This window comes from Vibrio sp. HM8-C (assembly GCF_058630515.1).
The window spans coordinates 122,201-141,950 of the sequence record NZ_JBMMKS010000014.1; the positions used below are offsets into that span (position 1 = coordinate 122,201).

The 19,750-nt window shown below is 43.0% G+C and carries 16 protein-coding genes and 1 other annotated feature; of the genes, 4 read left to right on the forward strand and 12 right to left on the reverse strand.

What is annotated here, in order from left to right:
* Positions 1-35: 35 nt before the first annotated feature.
* The 7 genes from yjjX to ACOSVQ_RS15980 all read right to left on the reverse strand — a co-directional run bounded on the left by yjjX (position 36) and on the right by ACOSVQ_RS15980 (position 8,486).
* Complete coding sequence (gene yjjX / locus ACOSVQ_RS15950; protein ID WP_491983490.1) at positions 36-566, reverse strand: inosine/xanthosine triphosphatase; 531 nt, start codon at positions 564-566, stop codon at positions 36-38.
* The gene (locus ACOSVQ_RS15955; protein WP_491983491.1) at positions 538-2,883 is read right to left on the reverse strand and encodes a putative bifunctional diguanylate cyclase/phosphodiesterase; all 2,346 of its coding nucleotides are present in this window, start codon (positions 2,881-2,883) and stop codon (positions 538-540) included. The genes yjjX and ACOSVQ_RS15955 overlap by 29 nt, the downstream gene beginning before the upstream one ends.
* Positions 2,867-3,886, reverse strand: coding sequence for a polyamine ABC transporter substrate-binding protein (locus tag ACOSVQ_RS15960; protein ID WP_491983492.1), 1,020 nt, complete (start codon positions 3,884-3,886; stop codon positions 2,867-2,869). The genes ACOSVQ_RS15955 and ACOSVQ_RS15960 overlap by 17 nt, the downstream gene beginning before the upstream one ends.
* A 240-nt stretch (positions 3,887-4,126) precedes the next feature.
* Positions 4,127-5,302 (reverse strand): prephenate dehydratase, encoded by a 1,176-nt coding sequence (gene pheA / locus ACOSVQ_RS15965; RefSeq protein WP_491983493.1) that lies wholly within the window; start codon positions 5,300-5,302, stop codon positions 4,127-4,129.
* 14 nt (positions 5,303-5,316) lie between these two features.
* Positions 5,317-5,437: a sequence feature (Phe leader region), on the reverse strand.
* Between the two features lie 104 nt (positions 5,438-5,541).
* Positions 5,542-5,868: a ribosome hibernation-promoting factor, HPF/YfiA family gene (gene hpf, locus ACOSVQ_RS15970; RefSeq protein ID WP_491983494.1), complete on the reverse strand. Its 327-nt coding sequence runs from the start codon at positions 5,866-5,868 to the stop codon at positions 5,542-5,544.
* Positions 5,869-6,157: 289 nt separating this feature from the next.
* Positions 6,158-7,627, reverse strand: a complete 1,470-nt coding sequence (locus ACOSVQ_RS15975; protein ID WP_491983495.1) for an MltF family protein — start codon at positions 7,625-7,627, stop codon at positions 6,158-6,160.
* 130 nt (positions 7,628-7,757) lie between these two features.
* A complete protein-coding gene (locus ACOSVQ_RS15980; RefSeq protein WP_491983496.1) occupies positions 7,758-8,486 on the reverse strand; it encodes an outer membrane protein assembly factor BamD in 729 nt (242 codons plus the stop codon).
* Between the two features lie 204 nt (positions 8,487-8,690).
* Here ACOSVQ_RS15980 and rluD point away from each other — a divergent pair, with 204 nt between their 5' ends.
* The 3 genes from rluD (at position 8,691) to clpB (ending at position 13,090) form a co-directional block, all read left to right on the forward strand.
* Positions 8,691-9,665, forward strand: a complete 975-nt coding sequence (gene rluD, locus ACOSVQ_RS15985; RefSeq protein WP_491983497.1) for a 23S rRNA pseudouridine(1911/1915/1917) synthase RluD — start codon at positions 8,691-8,693, stop codon at positions 9,663-9,665.
* A 17-nt stretch (positions 9,666-9,682) separates the two neighbouring features.
* The gene (gene pgeF / locus ACOSVQ_RS15990) at positions 9,683-10,414 is read left to right on the forward strand and encodes a peptidoglycan editing factor PgeF (protein WP_491983498.1); all 732 of its coding nucleotides are present in this window, start codon (positions 9,683-9,685) and stop codon (positions 10,412-10,414) included.
* Positions 10,415-10,516: 102 nt separating this feature from the next.
* Complete coding sequence (clpB, locus tag ACOSVQ_RS15995; RefSeq protein ID WP_165310433.1) at positions 10,517-13,090, forward strand: ATP-dependent chaperone ClpB; 2,574 nt, start codon at positions 10,517-10,519, stop codon at positions 13,088-13,090.
* Positions 13,091-13,196: 106 nt separating this feature from the next.
* Here the strand turns inward: clpB and ACOSVQ_RS16000 are convergent, their stop codons facing one another.
* The 5 genes from ACOSVQ_RS16000 to ACOSVQ_RS16020 form a co-directional block, all read right to left on the reverse strand.
* On the reverse strand, positions 13,197-14,183 hold the full coding sequence (locus ACOSVQ_RS16000; protein WP_491983499.1) for an isopenicillin N synthase family dioxygenase: 987 nt from the start codon (positions 14,181-14,183) through the stop codon (positions 13,197-13,199).
* A gap of 176 nt (positions 14,184-14,359) precedes the next feature.
* Complete coding sequence (locus tag ACOSVQ_RS16005) at positions 14,360-14,836, reverse strand: nucleoside deaminase (RefSeq protein WP_491983500.1); 477 nt, start codon at positions 14,834-14,836, stop codon at positions 14,360-14,362.
* 24 nt (positions 14,837-14,860) lie between these two features.
* Positions 14,861-15,643, reverse strand: a complete 783-nt coding sequence (locus tag ACOSVQ_RS16010) for an ABC transporter permease (RefSeq protein ID WP_165310436.1) — start codon at positions 15,641-15,643, stop codon at positions 14,861-14,863.
* Between the two features lie 24 nt (positions 15,644-15,667).
* Complete coding sequence (locus ACOSVQ_RS16015) at positions 15,668-16,510, reverse strand: ABC transporter ATP-binding protein (protein WP_491983501.1); 843 nt, start codon at positions 16,508-16,510, stop codon at positions 15,668-15,670.
* On the reverse strand, positions 16,510-17,511 hold the full coding sequence (locus ACOSVQ_RS16020) for an ABC transporter substrate-binding protein (protein ID WP_165310438.1): 1,002 nt from the start codon (positions 17,509-17,511) through the stop codon (positions 16,510-16,512). Before ACOSVQ_RS16020 ends, ACOSVQ_RS16015 begins: the two co-directional genes overlap by 1 nt.
* 537 nt (positions 17,512-18,048) lie before the next feature.
* On the opposite strand from ACOSVQ_RS16020, the gene ACOSVQ_RS16025 reads away from it, so the two are divergent.
* On the forward strand, positions 18,049-19,413 hold the full coding sequence (locus ACOSVQ_RS16025; RefSeq protein WP_491983502.1) for an amidohydrolase family protein: 1,365 nt from the start codon (positions 18,049-18,051) through the stop codon (positions 19,411-19,413).
* Positions 19,414-19,750 lie beyond the last annotated feature (337 nt).

A 19,750-nucleotide genomic window follows, 5' to 3' on the forward strand; every position in this document is an offset into this window, starting at 1 on the left:
TATGACTGGCTTTTTTGTCGCTGATATCTTCCGACCTAATGCAAGTTAGCAGGAAAGTGCTCAGGATTGGTAAATGGAATCAGAGCCAGTATTAATGCCTGATGATAGACCGAGCTACGGGTAAGTTGATGCTGAGTTAATAGCCCAATCGCACCACCTTTCTGTTTGATGTTATCGGTGCCGAATACTTCATCCATCACATCGCCAAGTTCATTGGCTTGTTGCAACTTGTTAAGCACTTCTGGCGGTAACATTAAACTCGCAGATCGAGATTCTCCTCGATGAGTATTGGATTCAATAATCATCCAAGCAAACGTCACATTTCCTTCAATGCCAGCTTCTAGCCCAACATAGTAATCACCAGTGCTGATTTCTTGTTTGGCATTTCGCACGCGGTTTAACGCACCCGCTTTGGTTTCTTCATTTGTCATCGGTTGATCCGCTACTTCACTCGGTACGCTGATACCTTGAAAGTGAAATGTTTGGTCAGGAAACGCGGATTCAAAAGCACTCTTTACTGCATTAATTTTGGCAGGATTAAGAGAAGCGATAATTACATTCTTCATAACTGATTTCTGTTTCGTCATTGTTCCAATATTGGATTTCACGTAGAGACATTGGCGGTGCTAAGTAAAAACCTTGCATGTAGTCGCAGTGATAACGTGTTAACCATTGCTGCATCTCATGACTCTCAATGCCTTCTGCCGTGACTTTCATCATCTGAGAATGACAGAGTTGGATAAGCGGCTCAAGTACAGACTGCTTACCCGTTTCTATAATGGTTTCCAAGAATCCTTGATCGAACTTGATACGCTTAATCGGGTATTGGACTAACTGAACAATCGAGGTATAGCCAGAGCCGAAATCATCGATCGTCAGGCTATAGCCTTGATCGACTAAGTCATACAACAGAGGGATCGCTTTGGAATCGGCAGCGAATGTCTCTGTGATCTCAAAATCGATCCAACGAGGACGAATCTTGTATTTGCTCGCCTGTTCGCGGATGTAGTCGGCTAAATCAACAGAGTTAAGTTCCGCAGACGAGAGATTGATAGAGATGTGTATCGGATAATCAAAGCTTTTAGACAGCGTGGAATACTCTTCAAATGCATGACGAATAACCCAACGGTCAATTTTACCAAACAGACCTGTTTGTTCTGCAATCGGAATAAACTCTGTTGGTGAAACTTCGCCGAGTTGCTCGGAATCCCAACGTAGCAGTACCTCGAAACCAGCTATCTCCATGTTGCTGCAGGAGTAATAAGGTTGGTAAACCAGAGTAAACTCTTGATCAAAATTCTCCATTCTCAGAGCTCGTTCCACTGCATTTCTGCGTTGAACTTGCTGATCTAATTGTTTTGAGTAGTGGGCTATCTGGTTTTTGCCAGCGCTTTTTGCCTGATACATAGCGGTATCAGCGTTGATGAGTAAACTTTCAATATCGACCCCATCCATCGGATAGGTTGCAATTCCGATACTGGCTGTAATCGGAAAACGTCCCAGTGGAGAATCGTGGTGCTCCTGAATTGGTTGTAGTAGGCGATTCGAAAATTCTTCTGCAAAGTCAGACAGACGGCTTGGAGCGCAAATCAAAATCGCAAACTCATCGCCCGATAGGCGCGCCGCAAGACTGTAGACATGTTGATTCTGATTGAACTCTTCAGAAAGCGAGCGCACGTGAGCGGCAAAGCTTATCAACAACGAGTCACCCACTTGATGACCGTATTTATCATTAACGTATTTGAAATTGTCCAAGTCGATATAGAGCACCTGAACGTGGCTGTTCATTGGTGATTCTCTAAGCGTTATTTGAGCTTGAAGCTGAAATTGATAACGGTTTGATAGCTTGGTGAGGTGGTCAAATTCCGCCAAGGTTTTGGTTTCTTGGTAGGTATTGTTTAATTCGTTGTACATATCGTAGAAACGTGAAGAAAGACGTCCAATTTCGTCATTCGAACGGAGCTTTTCTATGTTGTCTCTTTGTTTGTTCTCGACTTCCTGAAGCTGTTTATCTAAGCGAGATATAGGCTTAATCACGTGTCTATACAGCAAGTACAGCAATAAAATCAGACTAAACAGCGCTGAACCGCCAAAAGCCGCGACTAAACTTTGTCTGATTTCATTGAGTTTATTTCGCATCAGCATTGGGGCTGGCGAGAGTGTTGCAAACATGCCTGGTTGAAGCTCAACGCTTTGAGTTAATCCTTCAGGGAACCCTTGCGGTCTTTTACTAAAGAAAATCGGACTCTGGTTATCAAACTCCAATTTGTTACGTAGTGCATTGAATTCATCCAATACAACGTAAACGACAATAAAGAAGATTCTGTCTCGGTTATAGCTAAGTGGAGTATCAAGAGTACGAGTGTCTAATACATCGTAACGAACTAACACTCCATCGCCGCTGGAGTTTTCGGTGTAGCTAATATCAGACCTTCTCAAGGTTTGGTTAAAACGATTCTTCACAAACTTGAAAACGGTAGGGTCAATCTTGCTGAATGGATCTTCGCTGTTGTCTGCGAAATAGAGGATGTCTTTATCCCCATCCAATATCGAAAGAGCAACAGAATCTCTTTCGTTTGATTTCATTACATTGAAGGTTTTTTCAATATTTTCAGCCAGTTCTAACTCACGATAAGGATTATTACTGTGTTCGAAGTAGTGACGAATAATGTCACTGTTTGCGAGAGTAAAGGTATAGCTGCTGACAAGAGATTTCGTCTGTCGGAAATGACTAGCAAGCTTCTCCATATCAAGTTGTAAGTAGCTGTCCATACGCTTGACGAGCGCATCTTTCTGGCTGTCGTAAATAAGATAGCCAGAAACAGCCGAGCTTATGATGATCACCGGAGCGATGAGTAAGAGAATTCTATGGTTTAGCTTCATGTTGTTTGATCAGGCTGTTTATGATTTTTGCCCGCTGACTCAAATTGGATGAAGAAAGCTGACTATCAATGATGCTATGCGTTAGCAAATCATCAGTTAGAAATATGGTTTTGTCTTTAATGTAGCTCTCTGGCATGAACGCCATCGCGTTAACATTGGGCGTTGCAGCTTTAATGTCTTGGGCATTGATTGCCGCAATTTCTGGCTGCATTAAAAACTCAAGGAACAACTTAGCTTGTTGTTTGTTTTGTGAAGCGTTGTTTACGGCTAAGCAATCGACCCAGATATAAGGTCTGCCTTCAGGTAGTACAAAGTCCCAGTCATTATTCTCAAAATAGCGGTTGAGAGAAAACTGGTCGCCACTGTAACTCAACGACATATACAAGCCATCATTGTTGCTGTGGCTGCGAACATAACTCAGTGCGTATTCGTAGGTCAGAATATCTGGTGTCGCCGCTTCCATTTTTTCATATGCTTGCTTCAATTCTTTGACTGAAGCGGTGAGTGGTGAGAGGTTCAGGCTATAGAGTGCCGGAAGTAACGTTTCTATACTGTCCTGTATCAGGCCGACGTGACCTTTCATATTTTCGTCAATATCCACTAACTCTCGCCACTGAGTCGGTGGTTTAGATACTTTGCTTTTGCGGTAAGCGATACCGACGTATCCCCAGAAATAAGGAATACTGTGTGTACCACAGGCTTGTTGCCACATGGCGCCATTATATTGATTGGCGCTAAAGGTGGAGAGATCTTCAAAGGTTTCTTGATGAGAGAAAAGTTGTGCAGAAACGTTATCTAAAATCACGACATCAAACGGGATTTGTTCACTACTGAGCATGAGTAAACTGCGTTCATCGTCATTGTCAAAATGATAGAAATTGAGTTTAGTATCGTGAGTTTTGTTCCATGCCTCAATGACCCGTGGAGAAATGGTGTCTTCCCAAAGGTAGATGTTTAGCTCTGAAGCAATGACATGGCTACTGAGACCAGTAGCGCTGAGCATAAGGGAGATGAGTCGTCCTATCTTCACCACAAATAATGCGCCTTATATGACTTTAAGCAATTGTGTTTTCCCTGTGTTCACTTTCAAAACACTCAATAGCACACTAATTGATCTGAACTGAATTGTATAACTATTTCTGTATCATAAAGTTCTAATATGCAACTTAGGTCAAACTCGGTGAGTCAGGATAAAAAAAGTGCGGCTAAATAACCGCACTTTAATTGATATATAAGCACTTCGTTAGCTTAAACGTACTTGTGTAGGTTTGATGTTTTCACTCGGATAACAACCAAGAACTTTGAGATGTTTGGTTAGTTTGGTGAGCTCACCTAAAGCTTGCTGCATGTTTTCAGAATCAAGATGCGCTTCCAAATCCACATAGAACATCTCCTCCCAAGGATTACCCATGATTGGACGAGACTCTAGCTTGGTCATATTGATACCAAAACGTTGAAGTACCAAAAGTGTCGCAACTAGAGAACCAGCTTCTTGAGACGTTGACATAATCAATGTTGTTTTCGCTGGGATTTGCGTTGACACTTCTACCGGTTTACGTGCAACGACGATAAAACGAGTGTGGTTTTCTGTTTGGTTGGCAATATTGCTTTGAATCGCCTGAAGTCCATACAGTTTACCGCTTGAAGAGTTACCGATAGCAGCAACATCATTGCGATTCAGTTGTTGAACTTTCTTCATAGCATCTGCTGTGCTGGCGCATGTTTCTAACTTCACGCCTTTCAAGCGACTTAAAAACTCACTGCACTGCTGATGAGGTTGGGGGTGAGAATAAAGAACCTTCAGATCTTCTAAGCGAATGTCTTTGGTTGCAACCAAGCAATGTTCAATCGGTTGCGTGATTTCACCAACGATGTACAAAGTTGTGTGCTGAAGTAGGTCATAAACTTCATTGATTGAACCTGAGCTGGTGTTTTCAATTGGAAGAACACCATAGTCAGCATGACCCGATTCCACTGTTTTGGTCACTTCTTTGAATTGGTCACAGTTGAGTTCAACCAGCTCTGTGTTTCTGCGGCTGAAATATTCACGAGTCGCAAGATGAGAGTAGGAGCCCTTGGAGCCAAGGAATGCGACTCGAGCTAGAGGCTTTCTGCTCTGCGGATTAGCTAAGTTTTGTAGGTAAGCTTGTTGTAGCAGTACGGAATCTTCAATGATGGTGTGAAAAAGCTTAGTGATGTATTGAGCATCAAGCTGATATTTATCTTTGCCTGAGTTGATCAGTTTAACCAAAAGCTGTTGTTCGCGAACGGCATCACGAACGGGTTTTGATGTTTCTACTTTGCTTTTGGCTACTTCAATACTGAGTTTACGTCGTTCTGATAGCAGGCTTAATAATTGGTCATCAAGCTCGTTGAGTCTTAAACGAATCTCATCGAGAGAGTACTGTCTGTCTGTCATTGAAAATTATCCTTATAAAAAAACCTCCCAGTGGGAGGCTTTCTGTTCGTTTTTGACTTTTTTTTCTTAAACGACTTAGCCTCCAAAGGTTATTGGAGAAAAAAGAAGTCAAAAAAGAACAGTTGAGTATTTGTCATTATTTTCGAGTAAGTCGTTAAGGTAGTCCCACAATAAGCAAGGCGGCATAGAGCGTCAAGCAAAAAAATAGCGCCCGCAGGCGCTATTTTCTAATCTATTAATTATTCGCTTTCTTCTTCCAATTCTGGTTTTTCAGATCGTCTTGCTTCTGGCTTATGACGAAGTTTATTTAGTTGGCGTTCTAGTTTCTGTTCAACTTCGTTCACTGCTGCATATAGATCTTCGTGAATCGCGGAAGCAACTAATTGTCCTTTTGGTACCGTAACTGTTGCTTCAAACTTCATCTGTTTGTTTGGTTCTTCACTAAAGCTGCATTGACAACCTGTGATGTCGACTTGCCACTTCTCTAGTTTTTTTAATTTGCTCTCAATGTGGTCGCGGATTGCAGAGGTAATTTCGATGTTTTTACCAGTGATATTCATTTTCATAATGCTTTTTCCTCTGTGTCATCCCTCATGGGTTAACTCCAGATTACCCATTCCTAAATAAAAAATAGTGATTTATATCACTATTTTTTGTGGGTTAATTCCGATCGTTTTTAAACGTGATCTTCCGCAAAATGTTGTCTTGTAAGGGGCAAAAAAAGCTTGAGATTTTGTTGTTTATGACTAAATTTAGAAAGGTAGCTTACTGAAAATTCATCCATTTTTAGGGAGTTAATTCGGCCCTTTAATCACTTCTGACTATTTCCTGAACAACATATTTTTGCGATTGCTATCACTCTGCTTTCATTTCTACGTTCGTTGCTCCTGAATCTATACCTTCTATTGCATTTAAAGTTGCTGTCAAACTTTCTTCTTTGGCTTGTTTTAACTGTTCAAGTTGTTTGTACACCACGTAGTAGCGACTGATGTTTGCAACATAAGTAACGGGCTCTGCACCTATGTTCCTTCTGGTAATTACTTCTACATTTTTGAACCAAATGTTGGGGTTAAAACCATGCTTCTTGGCTAGGCGGCGCATTCTGGCGATGTTCGCTGGACCTGCATTGTATGCGGCCAATGCGAAATAAACTTGGTCATCTTTACTTATTGTTGGATCTGAAAAGTATCGGTCCTTGATGAAGCGCATATATTTCACGCCTGCGTGTATGTTGTTCTCAACTTTATCGATGTTTTTGATATTGACGTTTCTGTCTTTGGCTGTACTGGGCAATACTTGCATGATGCCAATTGCACCTTTGTGTGACACTTTTCTCTGGTCTAGCCCCGACTCCTGAAAACCTTGTGCTGCCATCATCAGATACTCGAAATCGTATTGATTGGAGTATTCAGTAAAAATTTTTGCGAGTTCATCGAGACGTTTTAGTTTGTCTGGATTGAGTGCTTTAGTTAGCCAGCGTGTATCGTCGATGTATTTGCTGAAAATAACATTCCCCAACAAGGTGCCTGATTTTGCTGTTCTCAAATATCCGTTAACGATTTTTTTCAGCTCCGGGGAGTTTTTACGCATAGCCCATGCGATTTGGGCATTTTCTCTTAACGGCAGTTCGGTATGCGCTTTGATGTCTTCCATAACATGCAGCCACATTTCGGCTTTATGGTTATCGAGTACTATTGCTGGGATGTGTCCGGAGTTAACCATTTCTAGTAACTCGTAATCTTGTAGTGCCTCTTCAACGTAATGAACTTTTATCGGTTTTAAATTTTGCAAAATCAGTGAGCTGTTGATCTTTTCCAAACTTTCCAGATAGCTAGAGCTGGCTCTGACCCAAATATCTTTGCCCGTTAATTGCGTCAGGCTAATGATATCTGGGTAGCTTTTGTTAGTAACAATCAGTTCCTGAATATCTTTGGTGAGAGGGTTACTAAAATCCACTTGCTTTAAACGAGTTGGTGTAATCGTGAGGTTAGCGACAGCAAGATCAGCAAAGCCTGATTCGACAGAAGGAATAAGATCGTCTCTCAGAACAGGAATGATCTGAATATGGACATAAGGAGCTTGTTTCTTAAGGCTCTTTTCGAAATGGTAGAGCAGTTCTGCACCGATACCTTTTGGGCGTCCAGCCTCTACGTAATAAAAGCCTAAATCAGCAGATACAACAACACGGATGACGCCTTTTTCTTTAAGAACTGGCCAGTCACCTTTGTAGGGCTTATCGCTTAATGGCGATAGTTCAATACTGCTTACGGGGAGGCTAATAAGCAAAGCAAGCAGGCTTATTAGACCACGATATAACCAACGCAAATACAGCTCCTTTGCATTCATATCAATCGGTGTGAATAAAGATAAGCTTATGAACAAAAGGAGAAATCAGCAAATTGAAACGAAAAAAAGCCACTGTAAAAAACAGTGGCTCATTTGAAGGGATTCGCAATTACTCTTCAGGGTTTAACGCAATCAGTTTCTCTGTGCGTGCAATAGAATCTTCAAGCCCTAATTGTTGATAGGCTTCTAGCTGAATTTGGAGCGACTTTCTTGCTGCTTCAGTGTCAGGGTAAGTTTTTTGCAGTTCCTGACAGCGTTTAATCGCTGCAATCCACGCTTCTCTGCGTAAGTAAAAATCCGCAGTCGCTAAGTCGTATTCCGCAAGACGGTTTTTCAGAGCAAACATTCGACGTTGCGAATCTTCTGCATATGGGCTGTCTGGGTAACGCTGTAGTAACTTTTTGAAATCTGCAAAAGCGGCTTTTACTGGTTCAGGATCGCGATCGCTACGATCGATGTTAAACAGGTCGTGCATAAAGTTACGATCTTGAGCCATGTGTGTCAGACCGCGCATATACAGAACCCAGTCCATTTTTTCATGAGTCGGATTTAAACGGCTAAAACGTTCGATAGTTGCCAAACCAAGAGCAAGATCGTCATTTTTGTAATAGACATAAATCAGATCAAGTTGAACTTGCTCAGAGTAAGCACCGAATGGATAGCGAGAATCCAAAGCTTCAAGTTTCTCTATGGCTGTTAACCAATTACCACTTTGTAATGATGATTGAGCTTCTGTGTATAGCTCGGAAGGTGGTACGTCAGGGACAATATGATCTTTACTTGAACATCCAAATAACAGTGATAGTGCAAGTAAGCCTGATAAAGTTTGGTATTTCATGTCAGGAGTGGGTTCCTTGAAAATAAAGCATCTTAAAGCTGGAGCAACTGTTTTAAGCCAGAAAAATAGTTTCTTGTTTTAGCTCGAACAACAGGGCTCCTCAAAATCGTTTGGTTACTTTCTCTTTCGTAACAGATACAATAGCGGCCATTATTTTATCCATACTAGTGAGTATTAGTCTCACGGTTTTTAAAAAAGTTCGATATGGCTCAGCAGATTGAATTAACTCAAACAGTAAAAGATAGCCAGCTTGGTCAACGTTTAGATCAAGCTGTGGCTGAATTGTTCGCCGATTTTTCTCGTTCACGTCTGAAAGAGTGGTTACTTGACGGCAAAATAACAGTAGATGGACAAGTTGTCACTAAACCGCGCACGAAAGTGATGGGCGGCGAAGAGATTACTGTGCAGGCTGAACTTGAAGATGAAGTTCGTTGGGAAGCGCAAGACATCCCATTAGATATCGTTTATGAAGATGACGACATTATCGTTATCAACAAACCTCGTGATTTTGTTGTTCACCCTGGTGCTGGTACTCCAGATGGCACAGTGCTTAACGCGCTGTTATTCCACTATCCACCAATCGCAGAAGTACCACGCGCGGGTATTGTGCACCGTCTAGACAAAGACACCACTGGTTTGATGGTAGTGGCGAAGAACGTTCCTGTGCAAACTCGTTTAGTACGTGAACTGCAAAAACGTAACATTACCCGTGAATACGAAGCGATTGCGATTGGCAGAATGACAGCTGGTGGCATGATCGACAAAGCTATTGGTCGTCATGCAACTAAACGTACACTGATGGCTGTATCACCAATGGGTAAACCTGCGGTAACACATTATCGCGTCGCTGAACATTTCCGCGAGCATACACGTCTTCGTCTTCGTCTTGAAACGGGTCGTACACACCAGATTCGTGTTCACATGTCGCATCTGCAGCACCCTCTACTAGGTGATACTGCATACGGCGGTCGTGCGCGTATTCCTAAAGGCGCGTCACAAGAGTTAACGGATATGATCCGTAATTTTGATCGCCAAGCTCTGCACGCTGTTATGTTGCGCTTCAATCACCCTGTGACTGGTGAAGAAATGGAGTTCCACGCACCAGTGCCAGAAGACATGGTTATCATGACTGAAGCACTACGCGCAGACGCACAGCAGAACAAAACGGAAGAGTATTAATCCTGAAGGGTTCTAACATGAATTGGATCACACCTAACTGGAATGCGCCTAAACAAGTCAAAGCTCTGGCTTCAACTCGTATTGGTGGCTTATCAAAAGCGCCTTACGAAGGACTGAATTTAGGAATGCATGTCGGGGATGATCCTATTCTTGTGCAACGTAATCGAGAGTTATTACTGCAACAAACTCAGATGCCGAGCTCGCCCGTGTGGCTTAACCAGACTCACTCAACACTAGTGTTGAATGTCTCTGAGCCAACAAATGATGTGCTCGATGCCGATGGTGTAATTACCTCATCACCGAATGTGGTTTGTTCTGCAATGACTGCCGATTGTCTACCAGTGTTGATCACTAACACATCTGGAACACAAGTTGCTGCTGTTCATGCTGGCTGGCGTGGTTTAGCAGGAGGCATTGTTGAAAATGCGCTTAAGCAATTTTCTGATGATGTGATGCTATGGCTCGGTCCTGCCATTGGTCCTGAAGCATTCGAAGTCGGCGAAGATGTTTTACAAGCATTTTTAGATTACGACTCAAAAGCAGAAGAAGCATTTGTGCCGGGTAAACAAAACGGTAAGTGGTTGGCAAACATGGCTACCTTGACTCGTTTACGCATGGCTAAACTGGGAATCGATCAGGTTTTCGACAGCGGATTGTGCACTTACCAAGATTCACAGCGTTTTTATTCTTATCGCCGCGATGGCGTGACAGGCAGACAAGCTACCTTCATCTGGATTGCAGAAAATTAGCAATCTCTAAAAACTTTCCTTCGCCACCTTGAAAAGTGGTGCGTATGTAACCATCTTTCCTAACGTAATTAGTTCATCTCAGTTGAGGTTAGGAAGGTTGTTATGCGTCTCGACAGATTTACCAGCAAATTTCAAATAGCGATTTCCGACGCCCAGTCACTCGCACTTGGGCGAGATCACCAATACATCGAACCTGTGCACCTGATGGTTGCGCTGCTAGATCAAAATGGCAGCCCAATTCGTCCATTGCTGACCATGCTTGACGTCGATGTCATGCAGCTTCGCTCTAAACTGGGGGAAACGTTAGATCGTTTACCAAAAGTGAGCGGGATCGGCGGTGATGTACAGCTTTCTAGCGGCTTAGGTACTTTGTTCAACCTGTGTGACAAAGTGGCTCAAAAGCGCCAAGACTCGTACATATCTTCTGAGATTTATCTTTTGGCTGCGATTGAAGATCGCGGTCCGCTTGGTCAAATTCTTAAAGAGTTTGGTTTAACTGAGAAAAAAATCTCAGATGCGATTGAAAAGATCCGCGGTGGTCAGAAAGTGAATGACCCGAATGCGGAGGAGCTGCGTCAGGCTCTGGAAAAATTTACTATCGATCTTACTGAGCGAGCAGAGCAGGGTAAACTTGACCCTGTTATCGGTCGTGACGACGAGATCCGTCGAACCATTCAAGTATTGCAACGTCGTACCAAAAATAACCCTGTGATCATCGGTGAACCGGGCGTTGGTAAAACGGCAATTGTTGAAGGTTTGGCACAGCGCATTATTAATAACGAAGTGCCAGAAGGATTACGTGGACGCCGCGTTTTATCCCTTGATATGGGCGCGCTCGTGGCGGGTGCAAAATACCGTGGTGAGTTCGAAGAGCGTTTGAAATCGGTGTTGAATGAGTTAGCCAAAGAAGAAGGTAACATCATTCTGTTCATCGATGAGCTGCATACCATGGTGGGTGCGGGTAAAGGCGAAGGTTCAATGGACGCAGGCAACATGCTCAAACCTGCACTTGCGCGCGGTGAGCTTCACTGTGTAGGGGCAACAACGCTTGATGAATATCGTCAATACATCGAGAAAGATCCTGCGCTTGAGCGCCGTTTCCAAAAAGTGCTGGTGGATGAGCCGAGCGTGGAAGACACCATTGCAATTTTGCGCGGCTTGAAAGAGCGTTACGAACTTCACCATCACGTAGAGATTACTGACCCAGCGATTGTTTCGGCAGCAACGCTGTCTCATCGTTATGTGTCAGATCGCCAGTTACCAGATAAAGCGATTGACCTGATTGACGAAGCGGCTTCAAGCATTCGTATCCAAATCGACTCGAAACCAGAAGCGTTGGACAAACTGGAACGTCGTATCATTCAGTTGAAAATTGAGCAGCAAGCGCTGTCGAATGAAACGGATGAAGCCAGCGAAAAACGTTTAAGTATTCTCAACGAAGAGTTGGGGCTAAAAGAGCGTGAATACGCTGAACTAGAAGAAGTTTGGAAAACAGAAAAAGCGGCATTATCAGGTACTCAGCACATTAAAACGGAACTTGAACAAGCTCGAATGGACTTAGAGGTTGCAAGACGTGCAGGTGATTTAAGCCGTATGTCTGAGCTGCAATACGGTCGTATTCCAGAGCTGGAAAAGCAGCTTGATCTTGCAGCTCAAGCTGAAATGCAAGAGATGACTCTACTACGCAACAAAGTGACAGATACCGAGATTGCAGAAGTGCTGTCTAAGCAAACGGGTATTCCTGTTTCGAAAATGCTGGAAGCAGAAAAAGAGAAATTGCTTCGCATGGAAGACGTTCTGCATAAACGTGTTATTGGGCAAGTTGAAGCGGTTGAAGTGGTGGCGAATGCGATTCGTCGTAGCCGTGCCGGATTGTCTGACCCTAATAAACCGATTGGTTCGTTCCTATTCTTAGGTCCAACTGGTGTGGGTAAAACCGAGCTTTGCAAAACGTTGGCTCACTTTATGTTTGACAGCGAAGACGCGATGGTTCGTATCGATATGTCCGAGTTTATGGAGAAACACTCTGTGGCTCGTTTGGTCGGTGCACCTCCGGGATATGTGGGTTATGAAGAAGGCGGTTATTTAACAGAAGCGGTTCGTCGTAAACCTTACTCTGTAATCTTGTTAGATGAAGTGGAAAAGGCGCATCCAGATGTGTTCAACATCTTGTTGCAAGTGCTTGATGATGGTCGTTTGACTGACGGTCAAGGTCGTACGGTGGATTTTCGTAATACGGTCGTGATTATGACATCGAACTTAGGCTCTTCAAGCATTCAGGAAAACTTCGCAAAACTGGATTATCAGGGTATCAAAGAGCGGGTGATGGAAACCGTGACCAAACATTTCCGTCCTGAGTTCTTAAACCGTGTTGATGAATCGGTAGTGTTCCATCCGCTTGGCAGAGAACATATTAAATCTATTGCTTCTATTCAGTTGGAACGTTTACATAAGCGCTTAGCTGAAAAAGACTACGAGTTAGCGGTTAACGAAGAAGCATTGGAGCTGATTGCTCAAGTGGGCTTCGACCCTGTTTACGGTGCTCGTCCATTGAAACGCGCGATTCAACAGAATATAGAGAACCCGTTAGCGAAATCGATTCTGTCTGGAAAATTCTTACCGGGCAAACCGATCCAACTTGGTGTTCGAGATGGCAATATCATCGCCAGTCAGTAATTTTCGAAAGATAATCGTAGAAAAGCCATGCGAAAGCATGGCTTTTTTGTATTCCTACGTATTGAGTTTATAGGGCTCATCTATCAACCCAAATACTGGGTTAAGATCATTTAGCAAAGTTAGCGTTAATGCGCATTTTCAAATAGTCCTGCGCAGTGATTGGCTCGTAAACTTTCTTTGGTCCTTGAATGATTTGGTCGCGGTTTGCTTGGCAGAAAAACGCCATGCTGTAGCGTGAATCTTGGTTTTCTTCAGCGGTTGGCATACGTACGCGGTGCAGAGTTGATTTGAGCAAATCATCACTCCAACGCATCAACATATCTCCAATATTGCACGTAATCACTCCCGCTTTAGGTTCAACAGTGCTCCACACCAGATTCTCTTTCGCATCTTTACCTGCAGCTGCTTGCAATCCACCTTGGTTTTCTTGTTGGAATACCATGGTTAAGCAGTCAAAGTCGGTATGGGCACCTGCACGCCAGAAAGTACCTGTTTGCGGAACTTCTTTCATTGGCAAGTAGTGAAGCATACGCAAAGTGCTAAGGTAATTTTCAGACTCTCTTTGATGCGCTTTAGTGAAAAAGTCACGCTCAAAGCCTAGTTTGTCGGCAAAGCAAGAGAGGATCTTCATACCCAATTGCCAAGCTTGATGCTCAAATGAAAGAAGGTGTGATTCAAAGTCTTCCACTAATTCATTGCTTGGCCACAGGTCACTCATATGAGGAAGAGTGATTTGGTAAGACTCTTTTTGATCGGCTGTACCGGTTGACGGACGAACTTGCTGTTTAAATTCCCAGCCCGCATTTAACCCTTCTTTTAAAGGGAACTGTTGCTTTTCTTCGATAGGAAGTGCAAAGAATTGTTCGCTTAACTTAAAGGATTTTTCGATATCGGTTAAAGTAATACCATGATCAACCAGTTGGAAAAAACCAACTTCTGTTGCGGCTTTCCAAAGTTGTTCGGTGATCTCTTCTCGGCGATTATCAAAGTCATGCAAGTTGATCATAGGGATCACGGTGTCACTGGTTTCTAACCCTTTGCCACCGATGGTTGTTTCAAAGTTAAGTTCGTCTAAAAGATATGATTGACTCATTGTTTTCTCCAATTAAGCATTTGCTTGTTATTGGAGCAATGTCCAGCAATAAGCCAAGAACCTTATTCTTGGTATTACAGACCGCTTCTACTCCGTTACTTGCTCCTTCTAATCAAAGTGTTGCTTTAACCAGTTAGAGCAAATTGAATATTTGTAGGTTAATTCATCGAGAGTTATTACCAAACTCCGTGTTGGACTTGTTCAGCTTCGTCTTCAAGCAGCGGACCGATGACTTCCACTTCACGCTGACCTGATTCAAAAACCACTCGGCATGGAAGTGCCAAGGTTGGGTTTTCTGGATGATTGCCGGTTAACTCTTTTAGTTTGGCTTCGCTCAGACCGTAGACTACGCGTCCAACACCTGCCCAATAAATGGCACCCGCACACATCGCGCAAGGTTCTGCAGATACATACAAAGTACAGCGGTTAAGAAAATCTGGGCGATAGAGCTTGCTTGCACGCGTCATAATCACTCGCTCCGCATGGCCCGTCATATCGAAATCCGGTAGATAACCGTTGATTTCTTCCAACAGAATTTCTCCGTGTTCATCGACCAATACCGCTGAAAATGGGTGAATGCCCCTCGCTTTTGCATCTTCTGCCAAAGAGAAGCTGTAGCGTAAAAATCTAAAATCCGTTTCCTGGTTAAACATTTCTTGTCCTTGTTTGTTTTGCACTTAACGTTGTTTTTCTTCTTCAGTCAGGCTCCAAGAGAAGTAACCTTTTTGCACCCAACTAACGGCTTTGAACAGCAACATACTGACTAGAGATAGGAACACCAGAGCTGCAAAAGCTTGTGGGATCTTGAAATAAGACGTTGAAAACTGAACCAAGTAACCTAGACCTTTTTCAGCTGCGACAAACTCAGCAATAACCGAACCAATAACTGCCAACGTGATAGCAACTTTCACACCACTGAAAATGTGAGGAATAGCGTAAGGTAGGCGAATTTGCCAAATGGTTTTACTGTTTTTCACACTGAGTGAACGAGACAACTCAATCAGTTCAGGCGGTGTTGCTAGCATCCCTGTCGTTGCTGAAACCACTAGAGGGAAGAAGGTAATTAAGCAAGTGATCGTCAGACGCGGCGCATCACCCGTTCCTAAAATCACAATCAGTAGTGGAGCGATAGCCACCACAGGTGTGGATTGGATCACCACCAGAATTGGAAACAATGCACGAGTGAGAAACTTCGAGTTCACCATCAAGATAGCAAGAGGAATACTAATCAAGAACGAGATAACAAAACCTAATAACGCTATACGCAAAGTTGCCCATAGGTTATCGAGCCAACGTTCCATTGGTACCTGAGTGAAAGCGATAGCGATATCGCTAGGCGCTGGCAAGATAAACGTTGGTACGGAGAAAATTTTACAAATGGCTTCCCAGATAGGAATGATCGCTAATATTGCAATCAGTGGCAGCCAGTTTTGTGACCATTGAGAAAACAATCGTTTCATATCTATTCCCTTAGACAAGTGCCGTTAAGCGACGGTTTTACGAATCGGCTCAACGTTGTCGTTATTCTTACTTTCCATTTCTTCACTGCTTGCTGAGTCGCTTTTTTCTGAACGATAGAAATACTCGCGAATTTTGTTGGTGTAAGTACCAAACTTAGCGTCTTGAAGAGTATGTATGTTGCGTGGTCGAGGAAGATCGATTTTGATCTCTTCTAGCACGGTACTTGGACGAGGTCCCATAACCAGTACTTTATCCGCGAGCAATACTGCTTCTGAAATCGAGTGAGTGATGAACAGAACCGTCTTTGGTTTCTCCATCCAGATTTTTTGCAGTTCAAATCCCATCTCCTCGCGCGTTAATGCGTCCAAAGCCGAGAAAGGTTCATCCATGATCAAAATGTCTGGATTGAGCAGTAATGCACGTGCGATACCCACACGCTGTTGCATACCACCGGAAAGTTGGTCAGGCATACTGTTTTCAAAACCTGCTAGTCCAACCGTGTTCAATAGCTCTTGTGCATTTTGACGGTCTTTCTGGCTGACATAATTAAACTTATGTTTAAGTGGAAACAGAATGTTATCGAGGATGTTTTTCCATGGCAGTAACGTTGGTTTTTGGAAAACAATACCGATGTCTTCACGTGGTCCAGTTACTGGGTGTCCAAAAACGGAAATTTCACCTTGTGTTGGAATGATTAACCCTGACAGTAGGCGCAGCAAGGTAGACTTGCCGCAACCTGAAGGACCAACGATGGCGACGAACTCATGTTTTTCAACATTGAAGTCGACATCGTTGAGAACCGTAACCGAATGTTTGTCAGAGTTATAGGTATGACCTATACGCTTGAACGAAACAAATGGTTGCATTAGTTCACTCCCTCGTAAAACTGACGATCAACTGCTGTTTCTGGGTCCAGTTTGCTGAGATCTAAACCTTGAGCTTCTGCTGTCCATTTCCATGTTTCGTTCAGACGAGATGGCGTAAACTGACCAACACCGTCACGTTGTGAAACTTCGTTCAACACTAGACCATGGATAGACTTGATGGTGTCAGCTGCTTGTTTGGCATCCACTTCTGGAACCATTTTCGTTACGTCAGCGCCACTTTCTTCAGGATGTGCCCAAGTGTATTCCACTGCTTTGGCGTAAGCTTTAACAAAGCGTTTCACCACATCAGGGTTTTTAGCCATGAATTTTTCGCTAGCAATAATCGAAGATGAGTAGAACTCTAGACCAGCGTCATACCAAGGCAACACAGTAAGTTTTTTACCTGCTTCAGCGGCTTGCTGTTCGTTTTTAACACGGTCAGTCATCCAAGAGATCATCACATCAGATTGACCAGTGATCAGCATTGGGTTAAGCGCGCCTGGATCTGCTTTTAATACTTTGACACTTTGTTCTTCAATGCCGTTTTTCTTAAGCATTAAAGGAAGGAATACGTTCGCAGAAGTGAACGGAGAAGTAGCAATAGTTTTACCTGAAACGTCTTTTACTGAATTGATACCTGAAGTATCCAAAACATAAAACGCGTAAGGAGCTTTACTAAATAGTGAGTAGATAGCTTTAACTGGCACGTTGTCATTTGCTTTCGCCACTAACAACGAAACAATGTCTGCTGAACCAATATCTGCTGTACCTGTAGCAATTTTAGTAATTGCGTCGGTCGAACCTTTACCACCAAGGATGGTAACGTCTAGGTCCTGCTCTGCAAAAAATCCCTGCTGAACTGCTACGTAAACAGGTGCTTTATCGCCACCAGGAAGCCAGTCAAGTTGAAACGTGACTTTATCTGCTGCGAAGCTACTTGCTGATGTAAGTAGCAAAGATAGCGACAGGCTTAGTTTGTTGAATTTCGAAATAGTTTTCATAGTTACTCCGTGTCTTCCTTTTCACTCTAAAGTGCAACTTATGTGGGCTGCATCTTTTCGCTAACTATGAGCAATGTCCCGACACCATCATTGGCATCTAACCGCTTCTACTCACACTTCCGATGATTACAGAGCAATCGGTGTGCCATAAATTTCAAACTAGCGATTTGGTTATTAACTGTACACTAACCAACCGTTAACAGATGGGCTTTGCAGAGGATTCGGTAATAGTCTTCTTTGTATACAATGTTTAACTGTGATTGGATAAATATTGTATGCAATTGCACCTTTGTAATGCATTGCAAGTAGGCTTGGCTCAATATTGGTGCAAGAATGACGAGCAAAATTTGCAAGTACTGAGGGTGTGGGACTGGTCTGCAATTTGCATTGTATACATTAAAAATTAATGCTCAGAACAGATAATGTTTTGTGTATGTTAAATGAGTAGAAGCGGTTAAGAGTAATCAAACTCTGGGACATTGCTCAAAAGCGAATAAACCGATGAAACAAAATCGGTTTACTTAAAAGGAAGCTTTGATGAACTACTTAATTAAGAATGCCAACAGTGTCTTTTCGCCTAAGCAAGATATTAAAGATATACGTATCCACGATGGTCTGATTGTTGAACTAGGACAAAACTTATTGCCTCAGCAAGGCGAAGACGTTATCGATGCAAGTGATTGCGTTATCTATCCCGGCTTTGTCAACACACACCATCATATTGCACAGTCTATTTTGAAGGGCATACCCGCAGGACTTAATGACGGATTGGGTGACTGGTTAGCCAGTGTCCCTTATCGTTACTGGCCACAGATTACGCCGGAGATTATGTATTCAGCGGCGAAGCTTGGGTTTTATGAGTTGTTACGCTCTGGAGCGACAACCTGTGCTGACCACCATTATCTTTACCACGCTAATTCTTCAATGGAATTAGAAGAGGCGGTTTGGCAAGCCGCAGATGAAATGGGTATTCGGCTGGTCTTATGTCGAGGTGGTGCGACAGTTAAAGGAACTCATAAGGGGTTAGCGAAAGCAGGCGTTGAACCAGAATCCGTTGAGTTGATGATAAACCGTTTGGAATCAACCCGTACTCGTTATCACCAAGAGGGGGATTTCGCCATGCGTAAGCTGGTGGTCGCCCCAACCACAATTGCTCATTCAGCAACGCCGAGTGACTTACGCTTATTGTCTGAATACGCAAGAAGCCACAAGTTACGTATGCATTCACATATGTTAGAAGTAGATTTCGACAATGAGCAGTCGTTGGCTAAATATGGCAAGGGCATTGTTGAATTCGCACAAAGCTGTGATTGGCTAGGCGAAGATGTTTGGTTTGCACACTTAGTCAAAGCGACAGAGCAGGATATAAAGCTATTAGCTGAAACAAAAACAGGTATCGCGCACTGTCCGACGTCTAATTGTCGATTGGGTAGTGGTATCGCTCCAGTGATTAACATGGCTAAAGCCGGAATGCCAATTTCTATTGGTGTGGATGGCTCTGCATCGGCTGAATCGGGTTCTATGCTTCAAGAACTGAACCTGACTTGGCTGATTCATCGAGCGCAAAACGGTCCTAAAGCTACAACGTTAGAACAAGTACTTACTTGGGCAAGTAAAGGTGGCGCAGATATTTTAGGTTTGAGAGGTGTAGGAACAATCGAGGTAGGTCAAGCAGCGGATATTGTCTTATACGATTTAAACCAACCGCGCTTGTCTGGTTGCCACGATTTATCAATGTCTCCAATAATGGCGGGAGAGCCTTCTTATATTAAAGCGAGTTTCATCAACGGTAAGATTGCCTATCGCCATAGCGATGAAGCCAAATATCTCAATTTAGTTGAAGAAGTACGTCACTCTATTGCCAAATTAAACCAGCGAGTGCAAAAGCTAGAGGCTCTATAAGCTTATTTGTGGTGAAATCGCCTATATAAAACTCGATTTGTGTCTTTATTAATCAATCAGTCTGAAAACTTGGTTTTTAGGCTGATTTCCTCTTGCCAACTTTTTTTTCCTCCCTATAATGCGCCTCCGTTGACCAGCAATTCTGAATGAAAGAATGTTGGGAAATATGACGGAAAGTTAAATTTCTTAACCTAAAGAAAATTAACTAAAAAAGTGGTTGACTCTGAATGTTTACTCGCTAAAATGACCGTCCGTTTTGAGAGGAATGACTCGCAAAACCAAGCTCTTTAACAATTTAAACCTATCAATCTGTGTGGGCACTCGTTGATGAAAATCA